Origin of the sequence: Methyloradius palustris, assembly GCF_019703875.1 — a bacterium.
GTDB classification, from domain to species: Bacteria; Pseudomonadota; Gammaproteobacteria; order Burkholderiales; family Methylophilaceae; genus Methyloradius; species Methyloradius palustris.
The window spans coordinates 2,623,350-2,640,514 of sequence record NZ_AP024110.1 but is presented as its reverse complement, the minus strand read 5'-3'; the positions used below and the strand labels follow the sequence as shown (position 1 = coordinate 2,640,514).

13 protein-coding genes are annotated in these 17,165 nt (G+C 46.9%); 6 read left to right on the top strand and 7 right to left on the bottom strand.

What is annotated here, in order from left to right:
- Positions 1 to 41: 41 nt before the first annotated feature.
- The 4 genes from ZMTM_RS12720 to ZMTM_RS12705 are packed head-to-tail and all read left to right on the top strand — an operon-like array spanning position 42 to position 4,365.
- The gene (locus ZMTM_RS12720; protein WP_221764198.1) at positions 42 to 1,847 is read left to right on the top strand and encodes a putative bifunctional diguanylate cyclase/phosphodiesterase; all 1,806 of its coding nucleotides are present in this window, start codon (positions 42 to 44) and stop codon (positions 1,845 to 1,847) included.
- A 22-nt stretch (positions 1,848 to 1,869) separates the two neighbouring features.
- Positions 1,870 to 2,682 carry a CheR family methyltransferase gene (locus ZMTM_RS12715; protein WP_221764197.1) on the top strand — a complete coding sequence of 271 codons (813 nt, stop codon included), beginning with the start codon at positions 1,870 to 1,872 and terminating at the stop codon, positions 2,680 to 2,682.
- 27 nt (positions 2,683 to 2,709) lie between these two features.
- Complete coding sequence (locus ZMTM_RS12710) at positions 2,710 to 3,261, top strand: chemotaxis protein CheD (protein ID WP_221764196.1); 552 nt, start codon at positions 2,710 to 2,712, stop codon at positions 3,259 to 3,261.
- Between the two features lie 33 nt (positions 3,262 to 3,294).
- Positions 3,295 to 4,365, top strand: a complete 1,071-nt coding sequence (locus ZMTM_RS12705; protein WP_221764195.1) for a protein-glutamate methylesterase/protein-glutamine glutaminase — start codon at positions 3,295 to 3,297, stop codon at positions 4,363 to 4,365.
- A 77-nt stretch (positions 4,366 to 4,442) separates the two neighbouring features.
- Here the strand turns inward: ZMTM_RS12705 and ZMTM_RS12700 are convergent, their stop codons facing one another.
- Positions 4,443 to 5,912 carry a sensor domain-containing diguanylate cyclase gene (locus tag ZMTM_RS12700; RefSeq protein ID WP_221764194.1) on the bottom strand — a complete coding sequence of 490 codons (1,470 nt, stop codon included), beginning with the start codon at positions 5,910 to 5,912 and terminating at the stop codon, positions 4,443 to 4,445.
- Between the two features lie 337 nt (positions 5,913 to 6,249).
- On the opposite strand from ZMTM_RS12700, the gene ZMTM_RS12695 reads away from it, so the two are divergent.
- The gene (locus tag ZMTM_RS12695) at positions 6,250 to 6,513 is read left to right on the top strand and encodes an HU family DNA-binding protein (RefSeq protein WP_221764193.1); all 264 of its coding nucleotides are present in this window, start codon (positions 6,250 to 6,252) and stop codon (positions 6,511 to 6,513) included.
- A gap of 369 nt (positions 6,514 to 6,882) precedes the next feature.
- Here ZMTM_RS12695 and ZMTM_RS12690 read toward each other — a convergent pair whose 3' ends face one another.
- Together ZMTM_RS12690 and ZMTM_RS12685 are read right to left on the bottom strand one after the other, a co-directional pair.
- Positions 6,883 to 7,581, bottom strand: coding sequence for a TSCPD domain-containing protein (locus ZMTM_RS12690; RefSeq protein ID WP_221764192.1), 699 nt, complete (start codon positions 7,579 to 7,581; stop codon positions 6,883 to 6,885).
- A 71-nt stretch (positions 7,582 to 7,652) separates the two neighbouring features.
- On the bottom strand, positions 7,653 to 9,803 hold the full coding sequence (locus tag ZMTM_RS12685; protein ID WP_221764191.1) for an adenosylcobalamin-dependent ribonucleoside-diphosphate reductase: 2,151 nt from the start codon (positions 9,801 to 9,803) through the stop codon (positions 7,653 to 7,655).
- A 301-nt stretch (positions 9,804 to 10,104) separates the two neighbouring features.
- Here ZMTM_RS12685 and waaA point away from each other — a divergent pair, with 301 nt between their 5' ends.
- Positions 10,105 to 11,361: a lipid IV(A) 3-deoxy-D-manno-octulosonic acid transferase gene (gene waaA, locus ZMTM_RS12680; protein WP_221764190.1), complete on the top strand. Its 1,257-nt coding sequence runs from the start codon at positions 10,105 to 10,107 to the stop codon at positions 11,359 to 11,361.
- A 127-nt stretch (positions 11,362 to 11,488) separates the two neighbouring features.
- On the opposite strand, the gene ZMTM_RS12675 is transcribed toward waaA, so the two are convergent.
- The 4 genes from ZMTM_RS12675 to ZMTM_RS12660 are packed head-to-tail and all read right to left on the bottom strand — an operon-like array spanning position 11,489 to position 17,161.
- On the bottom strand, positions 11,489 to 12,085 hold the full coding sequence (locus ZMTM_RS12675; RefSeq protein ID WP_221764189.1) for a hypothetical protein: 597 nt from the start codon (positions 12,083 to 12,085) through the stop codon (positions 11,489 to 11,491).
- 53 nt (positions 12,086 to 12,138) lie between these two features.
- Positions 12,139 to 12,699: a hydrolase gene (locus tag ZMTM_RS12670; RefSeq protein ID WP_221764188.1), complete on the bottom strand. Its 561-nt coding sequence runs from the start codon at positions 12,697 to 12,699 to the stop codon at positions 12,139 to 12,141.
- 8 nt (positions 12,700 to 12,707) lie between these two features.
- Complete coding sequence (locus ZMTM_RS12665; RefSeq protein WP_221764187.1) at positions 12,708 to 14,069, bottom strand: TolC family outer membrane protein; 1,362 nt, start codon at positions 14,067 to 14,069, stop codon at positions 12,708 to 12,710.
- 2 nt (positions 14,070 to 14,071) lie between these two features.
- Positions 14,072 to 17,161, bottom strand: coding sequence for an efflux RND transporter permease subunit (locus ZMTM_RS12660; RefSeq protein WP_221764186.1), 3,090 nt, complete (start codon positions 17,159 to 17,161; stop codon positions 14,072 to 14,074).
- Positions 17,162 to 17,165 lie beyond the last annotated feature (4 nt).

Genomic DNA, 17,165 nt, shown 5'->3' with positions numbered 1-17,165 from the left:
TAACTTCATCCAAGAGTCACTTAAAACGAGATGATGAATAGATGGCTATCTCTCATATTGTGTTGGGTGTTTTGCTGTTCCTCCTGATAGCAATGGCAATTGCTGGCTGTTATTTATTGATTAAAGCCAAACGACAGGGGTTGGAGGTGATCAAGCTTGTGAGTATTGCCCAGGAATATCGCAAGCTCATCGAAAACAGTCCTAATTTGATTATTCGCTATGACAGCCATGCTAGAAGAATCTACGTCAGTAACCGCTTTAACTCGTATATGGATAAAAGTGCTGATTACTTGATGGGGAAAACACCCTCGGAGTATCCAGGCGGACACTCTGCCGATGAGTATGAGCAATGTGTTCTTAATGTTTTTAAAACTCGGCGTAATGTCACCGCGCACATGCAGTGGAAGGCTGAAAATGGTGAAGACCGGGTACTGAAAGTCGAATTACTGCCAGAGTTTGATCAGCAAGGTGAAATGACTTCTGTCTTAGGTGTTGGGCAAGACATGACGGCCATTCTTGATAGCCAGCAAGGCATTCATCACTTGGGTTACTTGGACCCACTTACCCAGTTACCCAACCGTTTGCTTTTGCTTGAGAAAACTAAAAAGTATATTTCTCCTCCTGGCGACTCTACATTGCAACCATTTGCACTCATGGTGCTGGATATAGATGGTTTTAAAGAGGTAAACGATCTGCTGGGATATGCCAGCAGCGACTTACTGATATCGGAAGTAGCTCATCGACTCAAAACTGTCTTAAGGCAAATTGACATGCTAGCCAGACTGGGGGGGGATGAATTTGCGATATTACTACCACACATACAATCAAAAGCAGCTTTGATGGTACTTTCAGAAGAAATAATGGCCTTATTCTCCCAGCCGTTTGAGGTATCTGATCAAGAGCTTTCAATCACTATGAGCATCGGTGTGGCCTTGTATCCTGACGATGCACAAGATGCAAACCAGATATTGAATTATGCCGATACGGCCATGTACCACGCTAAAGAAATGGGACGTAACAACGCCCAGTTTTATGTGGGAGATATGACATTGCAATCATTGGCACGCGCAGAGCTTGATGCTGCGTTACGCAAAGCGGTATCGCGTGAAGAGTTGGTGCTCTATTATCAGCCGCAAGTTGATTTAACTCACCATGGGCTGATTGGTGCAGAGGCCTTAGTGCGCTGGCAGCACCCTACCCTAGGTTTGCTATCACCAGATAAATTCATTTCACTAGCTGAAGAAACTGGCCAGATTATTGAGGTTGGTGCTTGGGTACTCAATACTGCTTTTAAAGCCGCCGTCACCTGGAATAAAGAGAGTGAAGCACCTTTTAAAATCGCTGTGAATTTATCTACGCGCCAGTTTATTCGCAACGATTTAGTCCTGACCATTAAAACGCTATTAGCTGAAACTGGTTGCCAACCCCAGTGGATCAAACTTGAAATCACAGAGAGTCTGTTACTTGATAAAAGCTCTGACATGCTCAATAAACTCATTGCCTTGAGTGAGATCGGCTTTGATATATCAATTGATGATTTTGGCACTGGCTATTCTTCATTGAGCTATCTCACACGTTACCCGATTAGTCAGATCAAAATTGATCGTTCGTTTATCTGTGATATCCCAATTGATCTGGAGAAGTCAGCGTTAGTGAAGCTCATGGTGCAACTTTCCAAAATACTGCACTTGGATTTAGTCGCTGAAGGCGTGGAAACTGAAGAACAGGCCGAATACCTGAGTGCCAACGGTTGTTATACCGCCCAGGGATATCTATTTGGTAAACCGATGCCGCATGACCAGTTTGATCATCTGGTGCGTGTATCACGTGAGTTGGTTGCAGTTTAGTTTTTTTAATAGGGATTAACCGATGGAATTAACACCCATTAGTAATAAAGAGTTTAGCTTGTTCAAATCGTTTATTTATGAACATGCTGGCATTAGCTTGGCAGACAGCAAGCAGCCATTAGTGAGTGGTCGACTGGCAAAGCGGTTACGTAGCCAAGGGCTTAAAACCTATACTGATTATTACAGCCTCATTACCAATCCCAAGCACGCTGAAGAGCGGCAAATAGCCATTGATCTGCTGACTACTAACGAAACACACTTTTTTCGTGAGCCTAAGCATTTTGATTTTATGCGTAATCATATATTACCTAAACGTACTAAGGGCCGTAATTTCAGGGTATGGAGTGCAGCTAGCTCCAGTGGTGAAGAGCCTTATACCATTGCCATGTTGCTGGCTGAATATCTCCAGACTGAACCCTGGGAGGTTGTAGCATCAGACATTAGTACGCGCGTGCTTGAGCAAGCACGTGCAGGCTATTATCCAATTTCGCGTGCTGAAGAAATCCCACGCCATTACTTAACCAAGTATTGCTTGAAAGGTACTGGCGACCATGCGGATAAGCTACTTATCGTAAAAGAGTTGCGTCAGAAAGTTGCGTTTACATCGATTAACCTGACCAAGCCTTACCCAGCACTTGGTGAGTTTGATGTGATCTTTTTACGTAATGTCATGATTTATTTTGATATTGAAACCAAGCGACAAATTACTCAGCAAATGTTGTCATTATTGCGGCCTGGTGGTTACTTCATCATTAGCCATTCAGAAAGCTTGAATGGGGTCAGTAGTGCTTATGAAGCCATCCTGCCCTCTATTTACCGTAAGCCCCAAGATTAATGAGTCATTGGACGGCTAAACTATTCTATGCCTAAACCCAAACATGTATTAGAGGTGTTTATCCGGCCTGGTGAGTATTATTTCGGCGATAAAGAGACCCGCATGCGGACGATATTGGGTTCATGCGTTTCCATGACTTTTTGGCATCCACAGCGACTGTTAGGGGGCATGAGCCACATCATGCTGCCAGAGCGTCCCGCTAACAAAATTCAGCCTCCAGATATGCCGACTAATGGTATGTACGCGGATGAAGCAATGGAATTGTTATTAGCAGAAATGAAGCAGGCAGATACTAACCCGAAGCAATATCAGGTTAAATTATTTGGCGGTGGTGATATGTTCCCTAGTCAGAATAAAAGAAAAGGCATTGATATCGGGTTGAAGAATATAGAGGCAGTACGCGCCCAGTTAAAAAAATATGGGTTTAATAGTCAGGCAGAGCATGTGGGTGGTAGTGGCCACCGATATATTATTTTTGATGTGTGGAGCGGTCATGTGTGGGTCAGGCACCATCATTTGCCACAGATAGAAGAAACTAAACCTCTTAAAAAGAAAAAAGCCGTTGTTCATCAAGAATAAGCGCATTAGAAAGCAGCTAATTGGAGAGGCAGATTGAAAAAAATAAAAGTGTTGATTGTTGATGACTCGGCTGTAGTACGTCAGGTATTAACAGAAAAATTAAACCAATCTCCAGACATTGAAGTCATAGGTGCGGCGGTTGACCCGCTATTTGCAATGGAAAAGATGAAAAAGGAATGGCCAGATGTGATCGTACTGGATGTGGAAATGCCGCGTATGGATGGCATTACTTTTCTAAAAAAACTCATGTCGCAACGCCCAACGCCAGTCATTATCTGTTCTACTTTAACGGAGAAAGGGGCAGAAACTACCATGCAAGCCCTTGCTGCTGGTGCTGTTAGCATTATCACCAAACCCAAGATAGGACTTAAGGATTTTATTAAAGATGATTCTGAAGACATAGTACAAGTGGTTAAAGTGGCAGCAAAAGCTAATCTCAAACGTATTATGTCGGCTGATAACCCAGTCAAAGTTGCTCCGAAACTCAGTGCCGATGCTATTTTGCCAGCACATAGTCATGCAATGGCGCAAACGACGGACCGTATCGTTGCAATTGGCACATCTACTGGTGGCACACAGGCGTTGGAGCGAGTGTTGACAGCCTTACCCAGAGTTTCGCCTGGTATTGTCATTGTGCAGCATATGCCAGAAAGCTTTACTGCCGCATTTGCCGCGCGTTTGAATCAACTCTGTGAGATTGAAGTAAAAGAGGCCGTTACAGGTGATCGCGTGATGCCAGGTCGGGCGCTGATTGCCCCAGGTGGAAAGCATATGCTCCTAAAACGCAGCGGTGCGCAATATCATGTTGATGTTGTCGATGGGCCATTGGTGAGCCGCCATAAACCCTCAGTAAATGTACTTTTTCGTTCCGTTGCGCAGAGTGCAGGAAAAAATGCACTGGGTATCATCATGACGGGTATGGGTGATGATGGCGCGCAAGGTTTAAAAGAAATGTTAGAAGCTGGCGCTACCACTTTAGGGCAAGATGAAGATAGCTGTGTTGTCTACGGTATGCCGAAAGAGGCTTTTAAACTAGGTGCAGTGCAACGCGAAATTGCACTGAGTCAAATTCCTCGCGAGATTATCGGGTATGGAAGAATGTGAGGCTGCTAATGATGGATTTGATCGGATAGTGCGTCATGATCATGGGTGGTTGAAAAGGATCAGGGGGAGATTAAAGGTCATATCTCAGCATATACAGCTTGATTGCGTCCTTGTCCTTTAGCGAGGTATAACGCCTTGTCAGCGGCTTTCACTAATGTATATGGTTTGCTTGCCTGCTGAGGGATCATAGACGCAACACCAATACTGACGGTGACGTATCCATAGTTAGATAATTCATGGGGTAATCCAGCGGCTTGAAATGCATCACAAATTTTGTGAGCGATGGCGGCCGCATGGTCGACATCTGTGTCTGGAGCAATGAAAACGAACTCCTCTCCACCATAGCGTGCCAGAAAATCACCACCACGGGATATAACAGAAGCCAGAATACCAGCCACCTTACGTAAACACTCATCCCCCTCTTGATGACCATAATGATCGTTATAGTTCTTGAACCAATCTATATCAATGATTGCTAGAGATAGTGGTTGAGAAGATCGCACTGCACGTGACCATTCACTTTGTAATTCCTCATCAAAACGACGACGATTGGCGATTCCTGTGAGGCCATCAGTAGTACTTAGTTCTTCAAGCTGACGATTTGCGATCTTTAGTTCTTCGGTTCGCTCTGCTACCCGAGTCTCCAGATGATGCTTATGATCACGAATATGAGACATCAAGGTGGCAAGTCCCATACTGGCGATGCTAAGGGTAAAAATGAACTCTTGCCCATGCAAGATAGTAAGGGTCATGGGCAAATCCCCAAATGGTTTTTCTCCATGTGAAATCAATAGAGTAAGGGAGAATGAAAGAATACATATACCGATAGCTGTCCATTTCAAATTCGTGCGAGCAGCCAGATACAACATTGAAGGCAGTAGAAGCGTCGGGGTAAGAAAAACGCCTCCTATTTCTGCATTGCTGGCCGAGAAAACCAATCCAGCCAAGCCTGCCGTAATGACACAGACTAACAAATCAACGCTCTGAAAAGGCTGAAATGTTTGCTTCTTCGGATATAAGAAAGCTAGCAACATAGGCGTTAGGATCATTAATCCAAGTGCATCTCCTAACCACCACACTTGCACAATGGATAAATAATTGTCTGCATTTGCACTAAAAGACTTAATGATTGCCGCACCAGTTAATCCGCCAAAAAGAGATCCAATTAAGGGGCCTGCGACAGAAAATTGAACAACATCACGTAAATCATTTAATTTTCTTGAGACGCCACTTTCACGCATAATCAAGTACGCAATTGTGACTTCAATAATATTAGCAATTCCTAACATGATGGATTCATGCCATTCAAATCGTGGGGAGTCGCCTGCTACTTCAGACAACATGACCAGTAGCATAAAAAACCAATATCGCTGACCGCGGTAGTAAAGCAGAGTTGCCAAGGTAAAAGCATTTGGCAACCACAGGATCGTCACTCCCTCCTGCGAAGTAGCCAATGCAAGGCTTACTTTTGCGCTCAAGCAATAAGCCAGCGGTAAAAGGATATAACTCAGCAGAGTTGGGCGCGGTATTTGTTCCAACGATTTCATTTTTCTATGGGTTCAATAGTTGACACGTGAGTCTTGTTTCTCTATTGATATGTATATTCTTTTTTAGGTACTAATTTGGAACGTCATTGCTCATAAACACTCTAGAAGCATGATATCTTTAACGGGTTGGGAGATTGAAATCTTTAGGATAATTAGGTGGGCGATAGTTAGGTGAAGATAGCAATGTAGATTGGGTTTGTTAGGCTCTAACAGTATGGAAATCAGTAGTAGTTTTGAGAGATCAAATTGCCGCTATTGGCCGAAAGCGGCCATACCTGAAGAATGTAAGACTATCTCCGTATTGACCAGAAAAGCTTATTTATCTTAAGCTTTCTAGATGACTAGATCTGAACTCATCATCCAACTCTCAACTAAGTTTCCAAAGCTAACACTAGCTGATATCAAAAGCTGTGTTGAACATATTCTCGACAGCATAGGTGACAGTTTAATCACAGGTAACCGAACCGAGATTCGTGGCTTCGGTAGCTTCTCTCGCCGTATTCTACCTGCCAGAACAGGTCGTAACCCCAAGACTGGGGAGCATGTAGATGTTCCTGACAAAGCAGCACTACACTTCAAGTTCTCGAAAGAATTGTTGTAAGCCTTATTGGTAATTCATTTCACAAGGCCCAAATTGAAATCTTGGGAATAGCAACACCTCAACCACACATAAAAAAAACCCGCATTTAGCGGGTTTGTTATTTAGTCGCTGCTTATGCTGTATAAGATCGCGGGTTATGCTGACTTAATCGCTGCTTATGGTGTCAGTTACAAATTCATAGGCCATTCATTTCCAAAGCCTAAATCCAAATCTGGGTAGTAAACCCCTCAACCGCACATAAAAAACCCGCATTTAGCGGGTTTCCTATTTAGTTGCAGCATTTACTGTACAAGATTGCAGCATTTCGCGTCTTAGTTGCAGCATTGAGTGTCAGTAACAACAAAAAAGGGGCCGAAGCCCCTTTGTCTTTTAACCACACTTACTTTCGCCGCAATTCAAACAAGTCAGGCAACCATCCATCACAATCGCTGCTTTGGTGCTGCATTTAGGGCAGAGTTGGGCGCCTTTTGGGTAGCCTTCTTCATTGATGGGTTCGTTGGAGTGTTTTTCCATGTACTCGGTGCGTTTCTCGTCGATCAGTTTTTTCTGATGTACATCAGGTTCGGTTTTTTTGAGCATGCCAATTTCTTGCAGGTGTTGCTCTAATACTTCGCCGATTTCAGCTACCAAGCTAGGGATGTATTTGCCACCTTTTTTGAAGTAGCCGCCGCTGGGGTCAAACACGCTGTGTAGCTCTTCTACCAAGAAAGTAATGTCGCCACCTTTGCGGAACACGGCAGACATCACGCGGGTAAGCGCGACTATCCACTGGAAGTGTTCCATATTTTTGGAGTTGATGAATACTTCAAATGGGCGGCGGTGTTCTTGTGGCGTACCTGGGTTAACGACTACATCATTGATGGTGATGTAGAGCGCATGCTCAGTGACTGGTGTTTTTACTTTATAGGTATTGCCGATCAGCTTTTCTGGACGGCTTAAAGGCTCGCCGAACTGCACGATTTCAGCCATTTTCTGCGCTTGGGCTTTTTCGTTTTCAGCAGTTTTGGCTTTGTCTTCTTCAGTGATGACGTTGTAGCCAGTGATTTTCTTTTCTATTTTAATTGCCATGATGCTTCTCCTTGAGTCAGAGCAACGGACTGTTAATCCGTTGCTCTCCTAGAATGTTTTAAAAACGTCGCTTAGAATTTACCGTAGTAACCTTCTTTTAAAGCATCGTAAAGATTGGCAGCGCTGTGCATTTCGCCATCGTATTCAATCTCTTCATTGCCTTTGGCTTCAACTTCGGTGCCATCTTCCAGCGTGAATTTATACACGGTGTTTTCTAGATCTTTTTCAGTCACTAACACGCCCTGGAAGGCTTCTGGATTAAAGCGGAACGTGGTGCAACCTTTCAGGCCTTTTTCATAGGCGTAAACGTAGATGTTCTTGAAATCTTCGTAGTCATAGTCTGTTGGCACGTTGATGGTTTTTGAGATTGAGCTATCAATCCATTTTTGCGCAGCAGCTTGAATATCCACGTGGGCTTTGGCCTGAATAGTCGATGAATCAAGGAAGTAGTCAGGCAATTGTTCGTCGGTTTTATCAGAGAACGGCATGGCTTTTGAGTTAATCAACTCGCGATACGCCAGCAACTCGTATGAGAATACATCGACTTTTTCTTTTGATTTCTTGCCTTCGCGAATCACGTTACGTGCGTAGTGGTGCGCGAATGAAGGTTCAATCCCGTTACTGGCATTGTTAGCCAGTGACAGTGAAATGGTGCCAGTTGGCGCAATTGAGCTGTGATGGGTAAAGCGCACACCAGACTCAGCGATTTTCTCGCGTAGGCTTTCAGGGAACTGCTGCATATAGCGGCTATATTTACCCATGAGTACTTTGCCTTTTACTTTAGCGCCGAGCTTAATGCCGTCTTTGACCATTTCTGGGCGTTTAGCCAGCATGTCGGCAGTGACTACAAACTCTTCATCCATAATCGGTGCTGGGCCTTTTTCAGCAGCCAGTTCCACGCCGATTTCCCAGCCGACTTCAGCCATGATCTTGGTGACTTCTTCGGTGAAAGTAAGTGAAGAATCTTCACCATATTTCATTTTCAGCATGGTGAGGGTTGAGCCCAAACCGAGGTAACCCATGCCGTGGCGGCGTTTACGGGCGATTTCGTCACGTTGCTGTTGCAGTGGCAGGCCATTCACTTCAACCACGTTATCCAGCATGCGGGTAAACGTAGCGACCACTTCGCGATATTCAGCCCAGTCAAAATAGGCATCATCGGTAAATGGGTGACGCACAAATTTGGTCAGGTTGACTGAACCTAGCAGGCAAGCACCATAAGGCGGTAAAGGCTGTTCACCACAAGGGTTGGTCGCGCGGATGTTTTCGCAGAACCAGTTGTTGTTCATTTCATTCACGCGATCAATCAGTATGAAGCCAGGCTCAGCAAAGTCATAGGTGCTGGACATGATGACATCCCACAGGCGTTGTGCGCGGATGGTTTTGTAAACGCGGCAGGCTACTTTGCCGTCTGATTCGCGGGTCAGGTATTTGCCTTTTACTGGCCACTCGCGCCAAACGACTTGAGTGTCGTCTTCCAGATTGAGGTTATCAATCGTGGCTTCTTTTGATGTCACAGGGAAAGCCAGTTTCCAGTCTGAATCACCTTTGACGGCTTCCATGAATTCTTTGGTGATCAGGCATGAGAGGTTGAACTGACGTAAACGACCCGCCTCACGCTTGGCCTTGATGAAGTCAGTGACATCAGGATGTGAAATATCAAAAGTTGCCATTTGCGCACCACGGCGGCCACCAGCAGATGACACGGTGAAGCACATCTTGTCGTAGATATCCATGAATGACAGCGGGCCGCTGGTGTAAGCGCCAGCGCCTGCCACAAAAGCACCTTTAGGGCGCAATGTAGAAAATTCATAGCCAATGCCACAACCCGCTTTTAGGGTTAAGCCCGCTTCGTGTACTTTGCCCAGAATGTCATCCATGCTGTCTTCAACAATGCCAGACACAGTGCAATTGATAGTGCTGGTGGCTGGCTTGTGTTCTTGTGCGCCAGCATTTGAAGTAATACGGCCAGCGGGGATTGCGCCGCGACGTAAAGCCCACAAAAATTTGTCATACCAGAGGGTACGCTTTGCCTCGGTATCTTCTGCATCCGCCAATGCGCGAGCAACACGGCTATAGGTGTCGTCAATGTTTTCATCAATAAACTTACCTTGCTTGGTTTTTAGGCGATATTTCTTATCCCAGATGTCGAGCGAGACTGGTTGAATAGGGACTTCATTCTCTGGGGTAGATTCTTTAATAGCCTGAACTGCTTTAAGCATGGTATTCCTTCCTTAATTCTGCTTGCGCTTATTATTTTTGGCGGCGCTGTTGTTAGGGCAAATAAACTGCCAGACCACAATATGTTGTGATTGAACGTAAAATTATGTCATTTTGTAGTGATGGTCAAGAAAATTCTTTGGTGCACGCGCTCTATTTTGGAGCCCGGGTTTAGAGCATTTTCGCTAATGCGCTGCTACGCTTCGTTTGTGGGCAAGGTAAGCCCTCGCTCACGAAAATAAAAATAAATATTTGGACAATCCAGCCCGAACCGTGCATGCAAATGTGTGAGAAAATCCAGCCATGCCACGTTTCGTTTACACCTCTGTTTTATATCTCATCGTCCCTTTTGTACCTCTTCGCCTACTATGGCGCGGATTGCGCCAGCCAGCTTATTTAAAACACTGGCGCGAACGGTTTGGTTTTTATGCGATGAAGTCCGATAAACCTGTGATTTGGTTGCACTGTGTATCGGTGGGCGAAACCCGAGCGGCCGAACCTTTGGTCAAGCTTTTGCAGCAACGCCATCCACAACATCAGATATTGATTACTCATTCCACGCCAACAGGCCGTGAAACAGGCGAACAGCTTTTTGGCAATACTGTTCTACGTGTATATCTACCTTATGACCTGCCTGATGCAGTAGGCCGATTTTTGCGCCATTTCAAGCCAGAGATAGGCATGCTGATGGAAACCGAACTTTGGTTTAATCTCATTGCCGCGTGCAAGCAGCGTAATATTCCCCTGTTGCTGGTGAATGCCCGCCTTTCACAAAAATCAGCCCATGGTTATGCGCAAGCTTCAAAGTTGACTGCCCAAGGTCTGGCTAGCCTCAGTGCGATTGCCGCACAGACCGATATTGATGCAGAGCGTTTACAGAATTTGGGTGCGGGCAATGTAAAAGTAATGGGCAATATCAAGTTTGATGTGAACCCGCCTGCGGATGCGATCGAAAAAGGTCAGCAATTACGGGATCTGCTAGGTAAGAATCGCCCCGTTTTTCTTGCCGCCAGTACGCGCGATGGCGAAGAAACGCTGATTCTTGATGCCATCACTGCCTTGCAAATCCCCAACCTCTTGACCGTGATTGTGCCGCGCCACCCACAGCGCTTTGATGAAGTGGGTAATCTACTTAAAAAACGTGGCATCCATTTTCAGCGCCGCTCTCAACTGAATGCTGATTTGCCGCTCACTACGCAAGTCGTGCTTGGTGATTCAATGGGAGAGATGTTTACCTATTATGCCGCTTGCGATGTGGCATTTATTGGTGGCAGTCTTCTACCATTGGGCGGCCAAAACCTGATCGAAGCCTGCACCATGAGCAAGCCCGTATTGATTGGCCCGCATACGTTCAACTTCACACTGGCAACTGAGCAGGCGATTGCAGCAAAAGCAGCTTGGCGTGTGAAAAATACCGATGACCTGGTGACCGCTTTGCAGCGTTTGTTCGGTGATTCTGAATTACGCCAGAGCATGAGCTGGGCTGCGTTAAATTTTAGTCAGAGTGCCAGCGGTGCAACTGAGCGTATTGCTGATTTGGTAGATCAATATTTAGGCTGAGTATTTGCCAGTAGCTAATTAGAGAGGGACTGATTTATTCGTCATACTCGCAAAAGCGGGTATCCATGTGTTTTATTAAAATAGATTCCCGCTTTCGCGGGAATGACGAAATCAACTAAATTAGTTTTTAGCCTTGAGTCACATACACTGACTTAACATAGACTACTTCGCAGGCACCAGCACCTGTGTCATCTCGCGTTAATGAGCTGCGCCAATGCCAGCCGTCACTGGCTTTCGCCTCTACCAGATAGCCGCTAATGTGCACCACTTGGCCTTGCTTAATAGAAAGCAGGGTTTTCTCAACTTCAGAGTCGGCGGGAATCATGTGCATATTGGCGCTATGTGTTTCGATCTCGCTACGCGGTATGGGGAATTCCTGCACCTGCCAAAAGTAGAAACGCCCACTCTGGCTGATGCTGATATTTTTGAGCACAGATTCGTCAGACATCCTGCCCCAGCCAAGTGCCAGATCAACTGGCGATAAATCGGCTTCACGGCCAAAGGTGTAGTGAGTTGCCGAGAGCACTCGGGCATCAATGGAGAAGTCTTGCAGCGGGACGATGTTATAACCATGTTTAGTGATAGCGCTGTCACTATCGGCTCTACTTTGAATAGGCTCATCACTTGCCGTAACGCCAGGTCCATGGGTCACGGGGCGCTGATGCCACCAGTGAATGCCGCCATACAAGACGAGCACAATGAATATCAGCCGAGTTAAAGTCATCGCCCACCTTTGTAAATAAGCTGTCAGCCCAGATTAGAAGGGCAGTTAAGGTGCTAGCGTATCAGACGACTAATCTGTTTGAAAGCATCGCCTTCAGCGACTTTAAGCCATTCGAAAACCACAGATTCTGTGTTGGTGATAATGCAGCCAGCTTCGCGCATGCGTTGAATGGCATTGGTTTTATTGGCAGGGTTGCGTGAAATGATGGCATCTTCCACCACAAACACCTGATGGTTTGTACCAGCCAGCGATAATGCGGTTTGCAGTACGCAGATGTGGGCTTCCATGCCTGCAAGAACCAGCTGCGGTCTATCGCTGGTGAGATGGCGATTGAATTTTGGTTCGTCGCAACAGCTAAAGGTGGTTTTTTCTACTTTAGGCGCACTGGCCAAATGTGTTGCGAGCTCGGCCAAGGTAACACCTAGCCCTTTGGGATATTGCTCAGTATATAAAGCTGGCACTTCCAGAAATTGAGCCGCTTGCAGCAAGATGCCACAGTTTTTGCTGGTACTTTGCATGGCGTCAGCATCCATCGCACTCGCTAGCTTGCCCTGCATATCAATGATGATCAGATGGCTGAGATTGCGCTGCGATGTATGGGTGATGGGCTGCATTAATGTGCCTATTCTTTGCTCACAAGTTGTTGGTTAGTGGCTTCAAGGTCTGTCTCATTTAACAATCCACTGACAGATTTCAATTTAAGCACGCTTAAAAGATAACTATAGCGCGATTGAAGTAAGTCGCGTTGTGCACTGTAAAACTGCTGCTGTGCATTCAGTACATCTACGCTGGTGCGTATGCCGACTTGATAACCCAAGTTAGTCGAATCCAGCTGGCTTTGGCTAGAAGTTAGTGCTTGCTCATAAGCCTTCACCTGGGCGATGTTACTCGCCAAATTGAGATAGGCCTGCTGTGTATCCAGATCCGTTTTGCGACGCGCTACCTCCAAGTCATCTTGCGCCTTTTGTTTATTAGCTACGGCTTCTCGCACTTTTGAACTCACTGCGCCACCTTGGTAAATCGGTATTTGCAGTTGCAGGCCAATCGTAGTGGTTTGCGCATCGCTGCCAAAGCCGTTCACACTGCCGCCCGCCCGGGTATTATTAAAATTACCTACGGCATCCAGTGTAGGTAAATGCCCGGCGTTTTGCAGGTCAACCTCGCTGTTCGCCAACTCGAGAGTTTCATGTTGAATGCTCAAGCTGATATTGTTTTGTTCCGCGATTTCTACCCATTTATCCAGGTCAGCAGGCTCACCAGATGGAAGTACAGGCACTTCAGTTTTAATCGTTGTGTGAACGCTCGCTAACACTTGCGGTTGCTGGCCAATCACAGATTGCAAGGCACGATTTTTTACCGCTAGTTCGTTATTTGCGGCGATTTCTTGGGCTGTCGTCAGATCAAACCTGGCTTGTGCTTCATTCGTATCTGTCACGGTTGCGTTACCTGCATCGAAGTTAGCTTTGGCTTGCTCCAGCTGGCGTGCAATCGCGCTTTTCTGCGCATTGATCAGGTCAATCTTGTCTTGTGCCTGCAATACGTCAAAGTAGGCCTGCGCACTGCGCAAGATCAAATCTTGCTGAGCCAGTATCAGTTGTTTATCGGCCTGCGAGACTTGTATCTTGGACTGCTGGTATTGCACGATATTCTGCTTACGAAAAATCGGCTGGCTGACATTCAAGCCGTAGCCATAGGTTTCGTAAGATAGATTGCCGCCAGTACCAAAAATGGGCGGCGCACCAATAAATTTCACATTGCCTTCGGTGTGGCTGGCATTGCTGTTAAAGCTGACATTGGGCCTATACAGCGCTTTGCCCTGCTCGGTTTTTTCCTGCGCTGCAACATTGCCGCTGCGTGCCGAGGCCAGCGTTGGGTCATTGCGTAAGGCTAGTTGGTAAATATCCAGCAGGTTTTGGGCAGCAAAAGCTGAACTGGTGGAAAAGGTGCTTGCCATCAGCAAGCCTGAAATAATCGATTTACGCATGATTAAAGGTCTTTCGTTTGCGTTGGCATTTTTACTTTGTACCAAGCTGCATAAATGGCGGGCAGTGATAGCAATGTGAGCATGGTTGCCACCGTTAACCCGCCCATAATCGCGACTGCCATCGGGCCAAAGAAAGCATTGTCGACTAGCGGAATCATGGCCAGGATTGCGGCAGCGGCGGTTAATACTATCGGCCTGAAGCGGCGCACGGTAGATTCTACAACCGCTTCCCAGTCTGGTTTTCCAGCCAGTTTATCTTGCTCAATCTGGTCCACCAGAATCACCGAGTTGCGCATGATCATGCCGGAGAGCGCAATGGTGCCGAGCATGGCGACAAAGCCGAATGGTTTATCAAAGACCAATAGCGCAATGGTCACGCCAATCAAGCCCAGTGGCGCTGTAAGCAATACCAGCATGGTGCGCGAGAAGCTTTGTAGCTGAATCATCAAAATGGTCAGTACCACAAAGATAAACACGGGCACGCCTGCGCCAATAGACTTGCTGCCCTTGGCGGATTCTTCAACCGCGCCGCCAGTTTCCAGTTGATAACCCAATGGCAATTGTTTGCGAATCTCTGCAAGTTTTTCTTCTACTTGCCCAGAGACAACAGGCGCTTGTATATTGCCTAGCAAGTTAGCGCGCACAGTAATGGTTGGCATGCGATTGCGACGCCAGATCACACCATCTTCAAAAGTGGAGTTGATGGTAGCAATTTGCGAGAGCGGCACACTTTTGCCTGTGGCATTGGGAATCATTAAATCTGGCAAGTGCGACAAATAATGGCGCTCGGCTGGTGAGCCGCGGACAACTAGATCAATCTTTTCAATGCCATCACGAAACTCCGTGACATATAGCCCTTGTGTAGCCGCATTCAGGATATTGGCGATCTCTGCCGAGCTAATACCGAGAAGCCTAGCTTTGGATTGGTCTATTTCCACTTGCATCACCTTGGTCGGCTCGTCCCAGTCCAGTTGCACATTGGTCAGGTGTGGATTGGTGCGCATCACATCGGCAATGTTGTGTGCAATGTTGCGTAGCTGTGGAATATCTGGCCCCGAGATGCGGAACTGCACCGGGAAGCCAACGGGCGGGCCGTTTTCCAAACGTAATACCGAAGCACGCAAGGTGGGGAAGTCAGTATCAAATAAGTGCAATAGTTTGCTACGCAAGGCTTCACGCGCTTTGCTGTCTTTTGTCAGCACGACAAATTGCGCGAAATTGCGTTGTGCCAGTTGCTGGTCTAGTGGCAGGTAAAAGCGCGGGCTGCCTGTGCCAACATAGGCGACGTAGTTTTCAATGCCTTCTTGCTTGCCTAGCCAGCTTTCCAGTTTTTTTACTTCGCTTTCGGTAGCGGCGTATGAAACACCTTCTGCTAGACGTAGATCTACAATCAGCTCAGGTCTGGTGGAGTCAGGGAAAAACTGTTGCTGTACCAGACCAAACTCCGCGATGGCTGCAGCGAACATTGATACGGTAATCGCTATGACGATCCAGCGATGTTTCACGCATTGCGTGACCAAGCTGCGAAAGCGCTTGTAAAAGCCTGAACTATAAATATCGAGATCATGTGCATCGTGCGCTTTTGGTTTTGGCAACAGATGGAAGCCAAGATAAGGCACGAATATCACCGCTGCCAGCCATGAAATGAGCAGGGCAATCGCAGGGACCTGAAACAGGGTGCGCGTGTATTCGCCCGTGGCCGATTGCGCCATGGCAATCGGTAGAAAACCTGCTACCGTGACCAGTGTGCCAGTAAGCATAGGAATGGCGGTGGAGGTAAAGGCAAATGAAGCGGCGCGCATTCTATCCCAGCCTTGTTCCATCTTGGACGCCATCATTTCGACCGCGATGATGGCATCATCTACCAGCAAGCCTAAAGCCAGTATCAGTGCGCCAAGCGATATTTTATGCAGGCCAACGCCGAATATATCCATCACGAGAAAGGTGATGGCGAGCACTACGGGAATGGTAATCGCCACCACAAAACCTGTGCGCCACCCCAGTGATAACAGGCTGACCGCTAACACGATAATCAAGGCTTCAGCCAGTGAATGCACGAACTCATTGACCGAGCGAGCCACTGAGCGAGGTTGTGAAGACACCGTATCCAGCTTTAAACCCACTGGTAAATGCGCGGCAATTTTAGTCGTGGCATTATCGAGCCCATGCCCCAGCTGGATAATATCGCCACCATCCACCATGGATACACCAATCAGTATGGCTTCTTTATTCATATAGCGGATGCGCTGCGTAGGCGGGTCTTCATAGCCGCTATACACCTTGGCGACATCGCCCAGCCTGAACTCGTTATTGCCTGCTCGGAAACGTATATCGCGCAGCGCTTCAATCTGGTCAAAACGACCAGTGGCCGCAATGCGGATGCGTTCGGCCGAAGTATCAAAAGCTCCAGCAGTTGTTACGGCATTTTGCCTTTGCAAAGTGCTGATCAGGGTTTGGATATCCAAACCCAACGTAGCCAGCTTGGCGTTAGTGAGCTCGATGAATATCTTTTGCTTCTGTTCGCCAAAATAATCCACCTTGGCAACATCAGACACCTTAAGCAACTCTGCGCGGACTATATCGGCCTGCCGCTTGAGTTCAGCATAATCGTAGCCATCGCCACTGAGCGTATAGAGGTTGCCATATACATCACCGAAATCGTCATTGAAGGTCGGGCCTTCAATACCATCGGGCAGGGTGTTGCGAATATCGTTCACGCGTTTGCGCACCTGGTACCACATATTGGGCACTTCACTTTTTGGCGTCGAATCTTTCGCCAGCACGAATATCAGTGACTCGCCTGGGCGTGAATAACTGCGCAAGAAATCCACATGCGGTACTTCTTGCAGAGTTTTTTCAAGTTTGTCGGTCACCTGTTCTGCTACTTCTTGCGCACTGGCACCAGGCCAGCCTGTGCGAACGACCATCACTTTGAACGTGAATGGTGGGTCTTCAGATTGACCTAAGTGGGTATAAGCCACCAAGCCAGCAATGGTCAGTACCAGCATGAAATACAACACCAGTTTTTGGTGGTGCAATGCCCAGTCGGATAAATTGAAACCCGTTTTAGTGGATGGATCAGGAGTTGTCATGATG

What these genes read in the sequence shown, in the direction of transcription:
- ZMTM_RS12675 (WP_221764189.1), bottom strand. Translation starts at nt 12,085, where the DNA reads ATGACTTTAACTCGGCTGATATTCATTGTGCTCGTCTTGTATGGCGGC.
- ZMTM_RS12715 (WP_221764197.1), top strand. Translation starts at nt 1,870, where the DNA reads ATGGAATTAACACCCATTAGTAATAAAGAGTTTAGCTTGTTCAAATCG.
- ZMTM_RS12700 (WP_221764194.1), bottom strand. Translation starts at nt 5,912, where the DNA reads ATGAAATCGTTGGAACAAATACCGCGCCCAACTCTGCTGAGTTATATC.
- waaA (WP_221764190.1), top strand. Translation starts at nt 10,105, where the DNA reads ATGCCACGTTTCGTTTACACCTCTGTTTTATATCTCATCGTCCCTTTT.
- ZMTM_RS12685 (WP_221764191.1), bottom strand. Translation starts at nt 9,803, where the DNA reads ATGCTTAAAGCAGTTCAGGCTATTAAAGAATCTACCCCAGAGAATGAA.
- ZMTM_RS12660 (WP_221764186.1), bottom strand. Translation starts at nt 17,161, where the DNA reads ATGACAACTCCTGATCCATCCACTAAAACGGGTTTCAATTTATCCGAC.
- ZMTM_RS12710 (WP_221764196.1), top strand. Translation starts at nt 2,710, where the DNA reads ATGCCTAAACCCAAACATGTATTAGAGGTGTTTATCCGGCCTGGTGAG.
- ZMTM_RS12670 (WP_221764188.1), bottom strand. Translation starts at nt 12,699, where the DNA reads ATGCAGCCCATCACCCATACATCGCAGCGCAATCTCAGCCATCTGATC.
- ZMTM_RS12665 (WP_221764187.1), bottom strand. Translation starts at nt 14,069, where the DNA reads ATGCGTAAATCGATTATTTCAGGCTTGCTGATGGCAAGCACCTTTTCC.
- ZMTM_RS12695 (WP_221764193.1), top strand. Translation starts at nt 6,250, where the DNA reads ATGACTAGATCTGAACTCATCATCCAACTCTCAACTAAGTTTCCAAAG.
- ZMTM_RS12720 (WP_221764198.1), top strand. Translation starts at nt 42, where the DNA reads ATGGCTATCTCTCATATTGTGTTGGGTGTTTTGCTGTTCCTCCTGATA.
- ZMTM_RS12690 (WP_221764192.1), bottom strand. Translation starts at nt 7,581, where the DNA reads ATGGCAATTAAAATAGAAAAGAAAATCACTGGCTACAACGTCATCACT.